The organism is Chryseobacterium rhizoplanae (assembly GCF_900182655.1).
Classification (GTDB): domain Bacteria; phylum Bacteroidota; class Bacteroidia; order Flavobacteriales; family Weeksellaceae; genus Chryseobacterium; species Chryseobacterium rhizoplanae.
The window spans coordinates 1-14,850 of sequence record NZ_FXTC01000006.1; the positions used below are offsets into that span (position 1 = coordinate 1).

General features: G+C 35.7%; 12 protein-coding genes and 1 riboswitch. Of the genes, 3 read left to right on the plus strand and 9 right to left on the minus strand.

Translation table 11 applies throughout. From position 1 onward, the window contains the following. The 9 genes from FN817_RS14030 to FN817_RS14070 form a co-directional block, all read right to left on the minus strand. On the minus strand, positions 1 to 1,085 hold a 1,085-nt coding region (locus tag FN817_RS14030; RefSeq protein WP_228451565.1), incomplete at its 3' end, for a DUF6443 domain-containing protein. Between the two features lie 5 nt (positions 1,086 to 1,090). Next, a complete protein-coding gene (locus FN817_RS14035; RefSeq protein ID WP_142718510.1) occupies positions 1,091 to 4,459 on the minus strand; it encodes an RHS repeat protein in 3,369 nt (1,122 codons plus the stop codon). A gap of 5 nt (positions 4,460 to 4,464) precedes the next feature. Next, a complete protein-coding gene (locus FN817_RS14040; protein ID WP_142718511.1) occupies positions 4,465 to 6,093 on the minus strand; it encodes a T9SS type A sorting domain-containing protein in 1,629 nt (542 codons plus the stop codon). Between the two features lie 287 nt (positions 6,094 to 6,380). Next, positions 6,381 to 6,932: a putative glycolipid-binding domain-containing protein gene (locus tag FN817_RS14045; protein WP_142718512.1), complete on the minus strand. Its 552-nt coding sequence runs from the start codon at positions 6,930 to 6,932 to the stop codon at positions 6,381 to 6,383. Positions 6,933 to 6,979: 47 nt separating this feature from the next. Then, positions 6,980 to 7,552, minus strand: a complete 573-nt coding sequence (locus FN817_RS14050) for a Crp/Fnr family transcriptional regulator (protein ID WP_142718513.1) — start codon at positions 7,550 to 7,552, stop codon at positions 6,980 to 6,982. 128 nt (positions 7,553 to 7,680) lie between these two features. Beyond that, complete coding sequence (locus FN817_RS14055) at positions 7,681 to 7,836, minus strand: hypothetical protein (RefSeq protein ID WP_228451566.1); 156 nt, start codon at positions 7,834 to 7,836, stop codon at positions 7,681 to 7,683. A gap of 186 nt (positions 7,837 to 8,022) precedes the next feature. Next, positions 8,023 to 8,559, minus strand: coding sequence for a GNAT family N-acetyltransferase (locus FN817_RS14060; RefSeq protein WP_142718515.1), 537 nt, complete (start codon positions 8,557 to 8,559; stop codon positions 8,023 to 8,025). Between the two features lie 16 nt (positions 8,560 to 8,575). Next, on the minus strand, positions 8,576 to 8,968 hold the full coding sequence (locus tag FN817_RS14065) for a VOC family protein (RefSeq protein ID WP_142718516.1): 393 nt from the start codon (positions 8,966 to 8,968) through the stop codon (positions 8,576 to 8,578). Positions 8,969 to 8,977: 9 nt separating this feature from the next. Beyond that, the gene (locus FN817_RS14070) at positions 8,978 to 9,772 is read right to left on the minus strand and encodes a hypothetical protein (protein WP_142718517.1); all 795 of its coding nucleotides are present in this window, start codon (positions 9,770 to 9,772) and stop codon (positions 8,978 to 8,980) included. Positions 9,773 to 9,875: 103 nt separating this feature from the next. On the opposite strand from FN817_RS14070, the gene pafA reads away from it, so the two are divergent. The 3 genes from pafA (at position 9,876) to FN817_RS14085 (ending at position 14,762) form a co-directional block, all read left to right on the plus strand. Next, on the plus strand, positions 9,876 to 11,522 hold the full coding sequence (pafA, locus tag FN817_RS14075; RefSeq protein WP_142718518.1) for an alkaline phosphatase PafA: 1,647 nt from the start codon (positions 9,876 to 9,878) through the stop codon (positions 11,520 to 11,522). Positions 11,523 to 11,650: 128 nt separating this feature from the next. Further along, a riboswitch (cobalamin riboswitch) is annotated at positions 11,651 to 11,827 on the plus strand. A gap of 31 nt (positions 11,828 to 11,858) precedes the next feature. After that, complete coding sequence (locus FN817_RS14080; protein WP_142718519.1) at positions 11,859 to 13,685, plus strand: TonB-dependent receptor plug domain-containing protein; 1,827 nt, start codon at positions 11,859 to 11,861, stop codon at positions 13,683 to 13,685. A gap of 21 nt (positions 13,686 to 13,706) precedes the next feature. Next, entirely contained in the window at positions 13,707 to 14,762 is a 1,056-nt protein-coding gene (locus FN817_RS14085) for a YncE family protein (protein WP_142718520.1), read from the plus strand. Positions 14,763 to 14,850 lie beyond the last annotated feature (88 nt).

Consider the following 14,850-nt stretch of genomic DNA (forward strand, 5'->3'; position numbering starts at 1 on the left):
CCAACTCCACTGTTGGTGAATCCTACGGTAGAGGACCTGGTTACGTTATTACTCCCTTTAGCATCTGCTAATACTTGTTCCGCTGCTCTTCCTGCTGTACCATATACCTGGGTACTTGTATAGAGTCCGGTGTATGCTGTTCTTCCAAATTGATCATACTTGGTAAAAAGCCACTGTTTTAATGCTCCCATGACAGCATCCTGAACCATGATCAGCCTGTCCTGTTTGTCATACACCATATATTCCCAGCCTTTTCCGGGCAGTTTCTTTTCTACCAGACGGTTCCTTCCGTCATATTTATACTGGTAACATAAATCATTCAATACGGTATTGGGATCTGCTTCTACAGAGGCTTTGGGAGGGATCACAAAAGCCAGCTGGTTATAATCATTGTAAACATAATAGGTATCTGCATTGTCTGTGGCACTGATTACTTTTCTGACCAATACCACCTGTCCCTGTCCGTTTTTGAACTCAATGGTTGAGTTGCCATCTTCATCGGTAACTGTATTTTTATACAGCTGGCCTATTCCATAGGAGCCGGAGAATGTCAGGCTGGAGGTAAAAGTGGTATAGTTAAAAGTGGCGGTATATTTTTTTACCTCACCATCTGCATTGGCATCATACCCAAATTTTATAGGCTTGTTATCCCAGGCATTTCCCACTTGTTTCTGCTCCAGAATTCTGTCCAAAGGTGAGTTTTCCAAAACCTTTTCTGAATAGATCTTTTCATTACCATAGGTATTAGGATAAACACCCAAAGGTCCTGAATAATAGTTCCCGTTACTTGTGGAAAGTTGGGGAACAGGAAGATAGTCTTTAACCTGTCTTCCGAAAGGGTCATATTCAATATGGGTTACAACATCTTTTCCCAAAGGTGAAGCTTGTAAGTTGACAATCTGCTTAGGTCTTCCCAATCCGTCAAAATACTGTACCATTTCTAAAGATTTGGTAGGAGCTGTTCCATTATAATCTAAATATGTTTTGGTCTGAATATAATTTTCATTGCTTGAAATCGTGGAAAGCTGGGCATAGGTTATATTAGATAAGAGCAGGGCTCCTATTGGTATTATGAGTTTTTTCATCAGTTTTAGTTTTTATAATTGTATTTCATCTCCTTCAGCACTTTGCCATTCACATCTATCACTTTTTCAAGCCTGTTAGCCGAATCATAGACATAGCTTTCTCTGATTCCGGATGGTGAAGTGATACTTCTTACCCCTACTAAAGGATCATAGGTATAGGTGGTCACCTGATAACCCGCCATTTCCGGGATATTCCGGAACTGGTCCAACTTATTAATCAACGTGTCTTCTGTATTTGCAGGCTGCAGATCAAACTTTGCAGGATCGGCATCTTTATCAGATACTAAAATAAGATCATCCAGACCAGGGAATCCTAAGACTTTTCTATAATCAACTCCCTCTATTTTTAGAATAGGCTGGGTTTTATTATACCCCCAAATAATTGTCACAGGCGTACCCTCTTTGGTCGTATATTGTAACACATTTCCTTTTTCATCATACCAATTATAAGTTATTTCCGTCGATGGTGTATTATTCTCAATATTATAAGCAATTCCCGAAAGAGGCAACAAAAGGTACTGGGCTTGTGGTGTTGGATAATTGTTTTGATCAGGATAAATAGTTTCTGATCTCAAAATCATTTTTCCAGCATCTGAACTGTTAAGTTTCTTTATAATTTTATTTTCCAGTGGAATACCCACCATATTGGCTTCTATCAATTTCTGATTATTTTTTTCATCTGCATATTGATAAGATGTTTCTAAGATGTTACCTCCCGGCAGTTCTACAGTTTGTTTACTAAGCTGATGATTTTGATTTAAGTAAAAATTTTTAATATTCTTAACAATAACATTGTTTTGATTGTTAGGGTTTGGAAAATCCATAGTTTTTACTTCAGACAATAATGCTTCGTTTACCATAGTTGGGTAAGAAGTAATCAGTTTATTTTTAAGTTCATAAGGGCCTCCGGTAATTGTAGGGTAAACATCAGACCCTAAAATATTATGTACATTTTTTATCTCAATGAAGCTGTATTTATTTTCTGTAGTTTTAAGATAGTTAACCGAATTGTTTTGTATTTTAAATATCTTGTCACTCAGGAGCTTTCCATCTACATTCGGAAAGGAAAAAGATCTATGAAACTTTTTAAGGGCTGATTCTGTCAATGCCGATAAAATTCCTTCATTATTAATAAAGACTTGGTCGGTGCCTAATTGCGTGAAATTAGGAGAAAATAAATCAAATTCAATACCCGCTCTTTTCTTAATATAATATTTCTTTTCTTCACCCCCTTTTTCAAAATTATCTCCTCCAAAACTTAAAGTTATATTGGAATACATAGGATCATTGAGATTGAAATAATTAGTATCTTCATCATCTTGAGTCAAATCAGAATATTCCAATGAACTCAAATAAGGAGTAGATTTGATATTTTCTACCAATGAGGAAGATCCTGGATAACTTACAGTACCATCATTACAATTAGATCCGGTGTTAGGATTGGGTGTAAGCGATTGTATAAGAAAATGACTTTTAAAATCCGGAACAAAAACCTTATTGTTCTTTCTTATATCAGGGATACTAGAATAATTAGTATAATATACTCTTTTGATATTTGTTATCCCACTCTCACTAATATCATACTGTCTTTTTAAACGTACTCCTGGCCCATTTTCTATATCAAGCTTTTTTAAATTCACTTTTACATCTCCATAACAGTTACTGCACAAATTGTCCAAAATTTCCAATGAAAACTTATATTTTTTAGCTGGGTTAAGGGCAAGAGTTCCCTGAGTTTCTGCTTTTAAATCAGTAGTTGCTTTACTAATAGTTAATTGTTGAGAAGTATATACCACATTATTAAATTCATCAAGAACTTTAAATACGGCTCTTGCTTTCATAACAGGGTTACTTATATTCGGATCCATAGAATAAAGTAAAAAATCATATTGAACACTTCCTCCTAAATATTCGTATGGAAATAAATCTTTGGTATCAGTTCTGTAGCTAGAATCTATAGAAAGAGCAATCGTCGCATTTTTCGGCGCTTCTGTAATCGGCTCATACTCAAATACAGTTTTTCCTTTTGTAGGATAGGTAATCGACATCAAAGTTCCGTATTTGGCTAACTCAGAAAAAGGTCTTCTATCAGCAAAATTATTAAATGCAGAAATACTGTTATTGTCAAATAGATTGGTATTAGGAATAAGTGTTTGCAAAGAATTGGTTTTCCCATTGTAATATCCGAGATAATCAATTTCCTTGGACATTCGGTCAGGTAATACCAAAGGATTGTCATATTCCATTTTGTATTCCTGTGTTACATTTGTTTCATTATTTTCATAAAACTTAACATTGGTCAAAAAATATCTTAATAATTTGTTGTTGGAATTTATTTTATCCAGATAATCAAAACTGTATTTCTTTATCAGTGTATTATTAATATTAAGCTTAATATTATTGAGCTTATTGTATAATATATAATCGCTTGAATAATCAAAAGAGATAATTTTATCAGCTAAAAAAATTTTTTTTATCCTTTTAGGATCTGAAATTTTAAGAAAAATATTAGTCTGCTGAATCTCACTAGAAGGTGTAGGATGTCCACCGCAGTTAGGTTCTTCTACTACAGTCATATCTGAATTGTAGCTTTCCTGTATATCTGTTGGAACTGATCTTAAAACGCCTACATCTTCATATTCAAATTTAATAGTTTCATTGGTTTTACTACTGGTTATTTCCTTTAAATAAAACGACGTTACTCCAGCGGTTGATGCCTGCTCTTTATTAAATGTCTTTTCAGTAAATCCAGTCCCTCCAAAATGATAGACCGTTCCATCATTAGTGAAAATTTTAAACTGGTAATTCTGGCTGAATGACCCCACCGTTTCTATCTTACAGTTATTGTCTTTAGTAAGAATTACAGGTTGGAAATTTTGGTCCAGAAAAAAACTGCCAGAGTAGTTACCTACTGTAAAATTAAATATATCTGTCTGATGATCCTTATTCTGCAAAACATATGCTCCCCAATCTCCTGGATTAGACATATTTATATTGGGAAGCTGTGGGAATAATTCGCGTACTACTTTTTCATCTGCAATATCATTGATTGTCCTTGTTATAATCCCACCAGTATTCAAAACCCAATTAATACCTGTACTATTTGGAATGTCATTTACTTTCACTCCTGCCTTGATGTATTTTAAATCCAATTCAAAAGGAATCCCACCATGATTTATGGAGAACAAGGGAATATTCACCATCGGCTCACCTCTAAAATCGTTAATACCATTATTTCCAAATTGAGACTTATAAAAAGATTCGGATGCCGGCGGGATTATATTGTATGGGGAATCTGTTGTATTACTGTAATTTAATTGTCCAAAACAAATGAGATATGAAAAGCTAGAAAGAGTTAATATTATTTTTTTCATTTCAATTATTTCTTAATCAGTTTAGCATTCGCTGTTTTATTGTTATCCGTTTTTATAGTCACCAAATAAGCGCCCTGAACCAAAGCTTGTGTATTAATCTTAGTCACTCTGTTCTGTGTTTTTATACTCTGAAGCTGTCTTCCACTCATATCATACAACAGGATATTACCATCCTTAAAATCAAAGCCGATTTCTACGTAAGCATAATCTGATACAGGATTGGGATAGATTTTGATATCGTATTTTTCAATCAACTGATCAACCTGCTTGTCTCCCAGTTTTACAATCTTCCAGTTTTCTTTACCCAGCTCTTCAGCACTGGTTCCTGCTAATACAATAGAACCATCTCTATTCAGCTTTAAGTCAGAAAGTCTTTCTTCTTTTTGTCTGGATTCTCCTTTTACATGTTTCCTCCATTGTTCATTGCCATTGTGATCTAGATAAAGCATCCAGAATGTTTCGTCATCGGTTTGTATTCTTCCTTCAGCTTGTGTATAGCCACCCAATAAAATTCCTTTGGAAGATTTATCATCTGCAGAATGAATTACGCTCATTCCCATCAAAATATCTCTGTTTTTGAAGTTGTAAGACTTCTGCCACTGTTCATCGCCTCTTTCATTTAAAGAAATCAGCCAAAGGTCTGTTCCTTCTTCCAATCCAACCGTTTTATTTCCTGATCTTTCTGATCTGGATTCTCCACCAATGATAATGCCATTTGAAGTCAAAGCCAGAGTTCTGATATGATCATCACCTTTACCTCCAAAGTTCTTTTCCCATTCTACTTTTCCGTTTTTATCGAGTTTTACGATCCAGTAATCACCTTCTCCGAAGTTATCCGTGGATTTTGCGATACGGGATACGGGGTTCGGGTTTTGACCGTTTGACACGGAACCTGCATCTCGCATCCCGGAACCCTTTTCAGATCCCGAAACCCGAACCTCGGAACTCCTTGAGTAAATTCCCAATAATGCTCCTCCATCTCTTGTAGGAATCATCTTTTCTACTTCGTCTAAGCCTTTTCCGCCTAAGATTAATTGTGAAAGTTCTTTTCCGTTTTTATCGATTCTGGTAATTAAGACGTCTTTGGAGCCGTAACCTTTTGATGAGTTTTGTACATTTCCGGCAACAAAGAATCCTAAGTCGGTAGTTTGGATAACCGCTCTGGCTTCTTCATCGGAAGAACTGCCTAATGTTTTCTGCCATAGTTCATCGCCAAATTCATTGATTCTGATCAGCCAGATATCTGATCCTCCTTTAGAATCATCTTTTTTATCCAAACCTTTTCCTGAATAAGAGGTTCCGGCCAATAGAAACCCTCCATCCTGTGTAGTAACAGTTGCTGACAGATAATCATGATTTTGTCCTGAGAAATATTTTTCCCAGACTTCATCTCCCTGTTGATTCAGTTTTACAAGATGAAAATCGTAACCGTTGTTTTGCTTATTTCCTGATGTTTGCTGCTTATTACTTTGGATAGAGCTTCCCGTTATCAGATACTGCTGATCGATTGTTGTAGTAACCTGGCTAAGAAAATCCTGGGTAGAGGATTTGATGTCTTTCTGCCATACTACTTCCTGAGCAGATATGCCCAAAATAGCGCATAGAGTTAGCGCTCCGAGATAGATTTTTTTCATTCCCGTTTTGTTGTTTTTGAGTTAGTAATTAGTTTCTTAAAACTTCGCGAATTTAACACTTTTTAAGACATGAAAATCACAAAGGTGCGATTTAACATAAATCTTACTATTTATTATTAAATCCACTTTATTTATATTGATATTTGTTTTAGTTAAATGCAAAATTATCTACACACAACGACAGAACGTGTCGTGTTATTTTATGATTGTAAAATAATCTTTTTGATATTTAAATTAAAAAGACACTTGATCAAGTGTCTTTTGGTTAAATTATTATTGAATGATTTTCAAAGTTCTACAATTTTCTCAAATAATTCTGGATAGCTGATGACCAATCCACTTTCATCAACTGAAACTTCGGCTTTAAAATCATTTTCAATATTTTCATACAGATATTGATGGGATGCTGTCTTTGTATATTGCTGTTGTACAGGTCTGATATGCTGGTTGAGTATATCGATGTAAATAACATCTATTTTTTGAGAGCTGTTCTCTGGAAGGTTTAAATTATTTATGGGCAGTGTATTGGTAAATGGAGTCAAAGAAATATCAATAAACTTGAAATGATTGAATTCCGGATTTACAACATTATTGATTGTCCATTGATTCTGAAGCCTTTTTCCTTCTAACGTTGTTTTAACCTTATTGACTTCAGATTCGATCAGGAAATTCTGAACGATCCAGTTTTTATCAATGAACATTCTGTAGTCTACCGTATAGATTTTATCTTTATAACTGCCTATGATTCTTGATTCTACATTATAACCTTTATTATCAGACTGTACATTAAAATATTCAAGGGATTGATAAAGTATTCCTTTCCAGATCAACGTTTTCATATGCTATTATTTTTTTGTGATTAGATTTTTTTGGATGGATGTTGATTTTAGCGGATCATCCTTCGTTTCCGGATTCTGCTTAATGTTTCTCTTGCTACTCCCAGAAATGAGGATAGCTGGGTAAGGGATATACGTTGCAGCATTTCAGGATATTTGGCTTCAATATATTCCAGTCTTTCCTGTGCAGTATAGAGCTTAAATAGATTTGAAAATTCCTCCTGCCTGGAGGCAAACTGACGAATACAATGGCGTCCCAGCGTTTCAATTTCAGGAGCCTTTCCGGCAGCTTCAAATAACTTCGCCTTATCAAAAATAATAGCATGAATTTCTTCACAGGCGATGATATTGAATTCAGATTGCTGTCCGCTTCCAAAGCTGCTGATATTGGTTGCTATTTCGTTCTCAAAGAAAAATCCGGTGTTTTTTATAACTCCTTCTATTTCGTAGTAGCTTTTACAAAATCCTTTATCAATGTAAAATAGAGAATGACAGATTTGACCTTCCTGTAACATCAGTTCATTTTTCTTGTAATCTTTTTCCGAAAGGGCAGGTTGGAGCATATTCCAGCTCTCGTCAGAAAAAGGAGTAAGGGATCTGATGTATTTCAAAAGATTTTGCATGATATTGTGTGATCCTGTTTTTGCGAAATTAATGAAAATGAAGGAGATTATGTGTTTGAGCTTACTTTTAATAAAACAAAAAGAGCGGTAAAAACCGCCCTCCACAAGATTTTATCTAACAAAATATATTACATGTAAACACAACCGCAACCGGTTTCCCATTCCTGGCAAAGACGCATCGGTTCATTACAGCCAGGGTTGCTACCGCCACCGCCGGAAACTCTGTAACAAGTACCATCGCTGCAATAGTATGAACCTACTGTTGGAGGGCAATTACCATCCATGTCACATATTGCATAAGGAGTATCACCACCACTTATCAGCACAAGCTGGCTTCTCTTTAGCTTTTTTAAATTTTTCATAGTAATAATCTTTAATTTGTTGATTACTAATGTATAGAAAAATTAGCACACCAGCAAGTGTTTTAAATAAAAACGTTTAAATATTTTATAATAATCCTTTTATCAGGTTTACTCCACATCTAAAGTCATGAAAAGTGCAATCTCGTCCGGATTATCGTATAATCTTGTGTTCAGCCCGGTAATATTGAATCCCATTCTTCTGTAAAACCGGATAGCAGGGTAGTTGGTATTCTGTGTTTCCAGTTCGATAACTCTGCAGTTTAATCTGCGGGCTTCTTTAATGGCGCTCTTAATCAGCATAATCCCGATTCCCTGCCGTCTGTGTTTTTCGTCAATCAGTATGTTTTCTATGTAGAGGCTGTTGTTCCATGTTCTGTGTTCACAGATGATCCAGCCCGTAAGCTCTTCATCAACAAAAGCACCGAACGAATTTTCCTGTTCTATAAGATTATTCAGTTCTTTAAACTCCTCAGAAGTAGTTTTCCAGCTTTTGGTATAGGGTAAAGCTTTTTCTTTTAGGCTAAACTCGAAAGAACCTCCAAACTCAATAGAGGAAACCGAATAAATTCTGTCCGTTGTATAGCCGTTATGCCCCCAGTTTACACTTGGATCGGTGGTTAGTTTTTGTAATTTTCTTATTTCCAAATCAGATATTTTAAGCTTATTGAATTTCAGTACAGATTTCTACCAGATAATTGTTGGGGTCTTTGATGTAAGCTGTTTTTTGTCCCCAAGGTTTTACAGCAATATCTTCATACAGTTCAGCACCATGTTTTATTGCTTTTTCCACCAAAGCTTCTACATCATCAGTGACAAACCCCAGCTCTATTCCAAAAGGTTTATCTTGCGTTTTTGAAGTTAAAAATCCTTTTTTAATATTGGAATCTGCAAGACTTACAGCTGCAAATGACAGAGTGGTTTCTCCGGTCAGCAGTTCTCCATAATCTTTTTCAGGAGTGATGAATTTTATTTCAGAACCGAAGGTGTTTTTATAAAAGTTCATAGACTGTTCTACATCTTCCACATACAGAATGACATATTTGAATTTGATCATAGTATTGAATTAAAATGGTTTATTTTTATTTAAAATATATTCCTCATCCACCATGAGTTCAACATGAGGACCCCGTAAAGGATATTCTTTAAAGCTTCCGAAGTGTCCGAAATGAAGAGGATATTTCTGAGTAAGCTGCCGCACTTTACTTCCAAAAGAATTGATATCAACCTTTTGAACAGATTCCTTTTTCTGTCTGCCATTGGTGAAAAAGAGCATCAGATTAGAATGATCTTTAAAATCGAAATCATTATAGTAAAATACATTGAGATTTTCTTCTTTACCTATCTGCGCTAAATCATTAATAAGGCTTTGTTTATATTGCAGAGGCAGGTTACAATCAATTCTGGCAGCGTAATTTTCTGCATTGCTTTTCCTGAAGTCTGAACCTACCATCTGGATGAAACGGTGTTCTATATTTTTGAATTCTTCTCTTTCCGGAGCATAACTTTTGCTGGATTGGATGGTAAAAGGAATACTGGAATCTAACAATTCAGCACGTTCGCGAATCAACAGTTCTTCTATTTCTTCCGCCATTTGAAAATGAAAATCAAAGAGCTGATAATCTCCAATATTGATGATCAGCTGGTTTTCATTGATATTCAAGTGCAAATAAGTTTTTTTGAAACGCTCTTTCAATGCTGTCAGCTTTCCGATAAAATCATCCGTATTTTCTACCTGAATTCTTGCTGCCAGTTCTGCTGGATTATCAGCATGTCCGCCATATCCCGGATAAAATTTGAAGAATTTAAAGTCATATAAATCATTTGGAAATTTGAAATACCAGTATACGCCTAAAATCATGGAAGATTGATTGATGAATTGTACAATAATCAAAATTAAATAAAATTTCACACTCCAAAACTTTCAAAACCCTTAAATTTGTTGTCAATAAAAATTTACTTGGATGCTTAGGAACATTTCAATTGCGGCAGCTACTTTTTTGTCCGTAATTACAATCAATGCACAGAAGAACAAAAATACCCAACTGGAAAGACCCAAATTAGTCGTAGGTCTGGTAGTAGACCAGATGCGTTGGGACTATTTATACCGTTTTTATGGTAAATATGGAAATGACGGTTTCAAAAGACTTTTGAATACGGGATATTCTTTGAATAATGTACACATTCCTTATGTTCCTACCATTACTGCTTTGGGACACACGTGTATTTATACAGGTTCCGTACCGGCTATTCACGGAATTGCTGGAAACGACTGGACGGATAAAGAAACAGGAAAAGGAGTGTACTGTACTGCGGATGAAAGCGTTCAACCTGTGGGAACAACCAATGTGAAAACCGGAAGCCATTCTCCAAAAAATCTGTGGTCTACTACGGTGACTGACGAATTGAGATTAGCAACCAACTTCCAGGGAAAAGTAGTCGGAGTTTCTTTGAAAGACCGTGCTTCTATTCTTCCTGCAGGACACACTCCAAACGGAGCGTTCTGGTTTGATGACAGCACTGGAAATTTTATTACCAGTACATGGTATATGAATGATCTTCCTCAATGGGTAAAATCATTCAATTCTCAGAATCTTCCTGAAAAATTAGTAGCCAACGGCTGGAATACTTTACTTCCAATCAATCAATATACGGAAAGTGCACCGGACAATTCTTCCTGGGAAGGTCTGTTGGGAAGTGCAAAAACACCTACTTTCCCTTACAGTAATTTAGCAAAGGATTATCAGGCTAAAAAAGATAATATCCGTTACACACCTTTCGGGAATACGCTGACATTGAAGTTGGCAGAAGCTTCTGTAGAGGGTGAAAAACTGGGTGGAGATAATATCACAGACTTCTTAGCGATCAACCTTGCGTCTACTGATTATGCAGGTCATAAATTCGGACCGAATTCTATTGAGGTAGAAGATGTTTATATCAGATTAGATCAGGATTTAGCAGAGTTCTTCAATTACCTGGATGCTAAAGTAGGAAAAGGTGAGTATACGGTTTTCCTTTCTGCAGACCATGGTGGAGCACACTCTGTAGGATTTCTTAAAGAGCATAAAATCCCGACAGGTTTCTTTGGTGAAGATGCAGAAAAAAATCTGAACCAGAAGCTGAAAGATAAATTCGGAGCTGATAAACTGATTAATGCGATTGATAACTATCAGATTTATTTTGACAGAAAAGTATTGGCTGACAGTAAGCTTGAATTGGATGATGTAAGAAACTTCGCTGTAAAAGAACTGGAGAAAGATCCTACCGTTTTATATGCAGTTTCTGTAGATAAAGTTCAGGAAGCAAGTATTCCGGAACCCATCAAACAAAGAATTATCAACGGGATCAACAGACAGAGAAGTGGAGATATTCAGTTGATTTCTCATGATTCTATGCTTCCTCCATATTCAAAAACGGGAACTACCCACAGTGTTTGGAATTCTTACGATTCACATATTCCATTGATCTTTATGGGTTGGGGCGTGAAGCAGGGAGAAAGCAATAAGGAATATCACATGACGGATATTGCTCCTACGGTATCTTCTCTATTGAAAATTCAGTTTCCAAGTGGAAATGTAGGAAACCCAATTACGGAAGTTATTGGTAAATAATTGCATACGATTATTCTATGATACATGGCTGCTTTCAACCGAAAGCAGCTTTTTTTGTGAATTTTTGCTTCAAATTCTTAATCTGATACACTCTCATTTCACTTTTTTGGCAAATACATATAAAAAACTATCTTTGCAAAAATTTTGGTTTCCAGTATTTTGGAATGAAAAGGGAATCGGGTGTAACTCCCGGACTGTCCCCGCAACTGTAAATCGCAATAAAAGTTTCTGCAAACAGCCACTGTCTAAAACGGGAAGGAGCAGAATGCGAAAGTCAGGAGACCTGCCAACATTATAATAAAAAACATATTGCTTTCGGAGGAAAAGTAAAAAAGTATGGATATAAAAAGATCTTTAGTACTGCTTTTTTCATCTTATGGCTGTTTTCTTTTTGGACAAGAGAAAACCATCGACACTATTTATGTCTTCGACAACCAGATGAATAGGGTGAAACTTTTTCATCCCGTAAAAATAATTTCGGCAGAAGAGGCCGAGAAAAATTCCAGTAATCTTTCTGAACTTCTGAGATTTCAATCGCAGGTATTTATCAAAGAAAATGGTCGCGGAGCTGTTTCTTCACCTTCTTTCAGAGGAACTACTGCCCAGCAGACCGCCTTTGTATGGAATGGAATTAATATCAACTCAAGTTTTTTAGGGCAGGGAGATATCAATAATATTGCTTTGTTCGGATATGACCAGATCGGTATAAAAGCCGGCGGAGGAAGTGTGGTGTATGGAAGTGGTGCTATCGGGGGAAGTATTCACCTTAATAATACTCTTGATTTTAACAAAGGCTTCCATGGTTCTTTATTTTCTGAAGTTGCTTCTTTTAATACCTACAATAATTTTGTAAAAGGTTCTTACAGCAATGATAAGTTCAGTTTTAAAGCTTCAGGAAATTATTCCGTAAGCGAAAATAATTATGAGGTAAGTGATCTGAATTACATCAACAGAAACGGTAATTATTACAATACAACATTCAATGTAGGAGCATCCTATAAAATGACGGATGATCATAAAATTTCTTGGCAGAGCCAGTTCTTTGATTCTTCACAACATTATCCTGTGTATGAAGAAACGGGAACAAAAACAAAATATAAAACTCAAAGTGTAAGAAGCCTTCTTTCCTGGGACTGGAACAAAGCGAAGTTTAGTAACTCCCTTAGAGCAGCCTATACAGAAGAGAATTTTCAGTATTTCGGTTCTTTAAATCTGCCTAAATCCAGTGGCGGAACAGGGAAAAATTACATCTTTAAAAATGATTTCAATTATTTCCTGAATTCTAAGTGGAATTTTAATATTATCGGCGAGTTTCAGATCAATAAAGGGGAAGGATATGCGAGCGGAATATCCAGTGTCAGCAGAAATGTTGGTTCCGTTTCCGGATTGTTGAGGTATTTTGCAACAAAAAACCTGCGTTTTGAAGGTGGGTTCAAGAAAGATTTTGTGGAAGATGTAAAGTCACCGCTGATGTATTCATTCTCCGGAAAATGGAGTGCTGCAAAATGGTATGATGTAAGTGTTAACGTATCAAAAAACTTCAGATACCCGTCATTTAATGATATTTATTATGAACCGGGAGGAAATAAAGAGCTGAGACCGGAAACCTCTACCCAGGTAGATATGACGAATGAGTTCAAAGTGGGGGACTTCAGACTTACTTTGTCTCCGTACTATATGAACATCACAGATCTTATTGCATGGCTTCCAACGGCCAAAGGATACTGGCAGGCATTCAATGTCAATAAAGTTGAATCTTACGGATTAGAATCTCAGCTGTCATTTAGTAAACAATTGGATAATCATAAATTCAGGGCGAATGTAGGATATTATTACGCAAGATCTATTGATAAAGGAACGCAGATGCAGAGACCTTATGTGCCTATGCATAGAGGAAGTGCCAATATAGATTATGAATACAGTTTCTTTAAGTTTTTTGCACAGGGGCTGCTAAATGGTGTTACCTATACCACAAGTGATGAAAAGAGATCAGATGCCATAGATCCTTATTTTCTTTTGAATATGGGTGTTTCAGCAACTTTAGCAAAAAAATATACCTTAGGATTTAAAGTGAATAATCTAACAAATATGTACTATAAAACGGTTTCTTTTTATCCTTTACCGAAAAGAAACTATAGTGTGTATGCAGCAATAAATTTTTAATAAATTAAAATTGAATAAATTATGAAAATAACTAAACTTTTAACTGTACTATTTGCAGTAGTGTTATTATTTAACATGTCTTCATGTACAAGCGATTCCGCAGAATTTGAAGTTTCTCCGATCACTTACCAGAACGGATATTTTATCTCTAATGAAGGTAACTTCAACAGTCAGGGAGCTAAAGTAACATTTGTTACAAGAGATTTAAGCCTGAAGCAGGACGATGTATATGGTTATAACAATAGTAAAGAAATCTTAGGTGACGTTCTTCAGACCATTGGTCTTGACGGAAATAAGGCTTATCTTGTGATAAACAACTCAAACAAAATTGTTGTAGTAGACCGTTATACATTTAAGAAATTAGCAGTCATTTCAGATCAGCTTGATAATCCAAGAGGAATTACTTTTGCGAATGGATTTATTTATGTTGCCAACACCAATTTCATTGCTCATACTCAAAGTGTAACAAAGTATAAAGCTTCTGACTACTCATTTGTAAGCAAAATCAATATGACTGAAGTTTCTGATAAAACAGTAGAAGCAGGAGGAAATGTTTTTGTACAGAACGCTTCATCAGGATTTGGAAATAAGATTACGTATATCAATACTTCCAATGATGCTAAAACTGAAATTACCATTCCGAATGGTCAAATTGGGAATACTGTGTCTTACAAATCCAATGTCTACACTATTTCTTCAACAGTTGCAGATTCTTATATCTATAAGATTTCAAGCACAGGAGCTATAACACCGGTAGTTACACTGACAGGAATTCCAAATGCTACCAATCTTCAGATTGATAACGATAAAATCTACTTCAGTTCTGCTAACAAAGTGTATACAACAAGCTTAGCTACACCAACCGTTCCTACAGCTCCATTGCTAACAGCTGCAGATGGTGGTCCTTACTTTACACTTTATGGATTTAACGTTATTGACGGAAGAATCTTTGCATCAGATGTTAAACAATTTACAGCAGAAAGCGAAATGGTAATATATTCAGCAACTACGGGTAACAAAATGAGTTCTCTTAAAACAGGAGGTCTTGGTGCTAACGGTACTTTCCTGAATCCATAATACCTTACAGCATAAAAAATAATTTTTTATTTTTTCATCATTTGTGTTTTTTTCCGGCCGGTTTCTTTCGAAACCGGCCGGCTTTGTT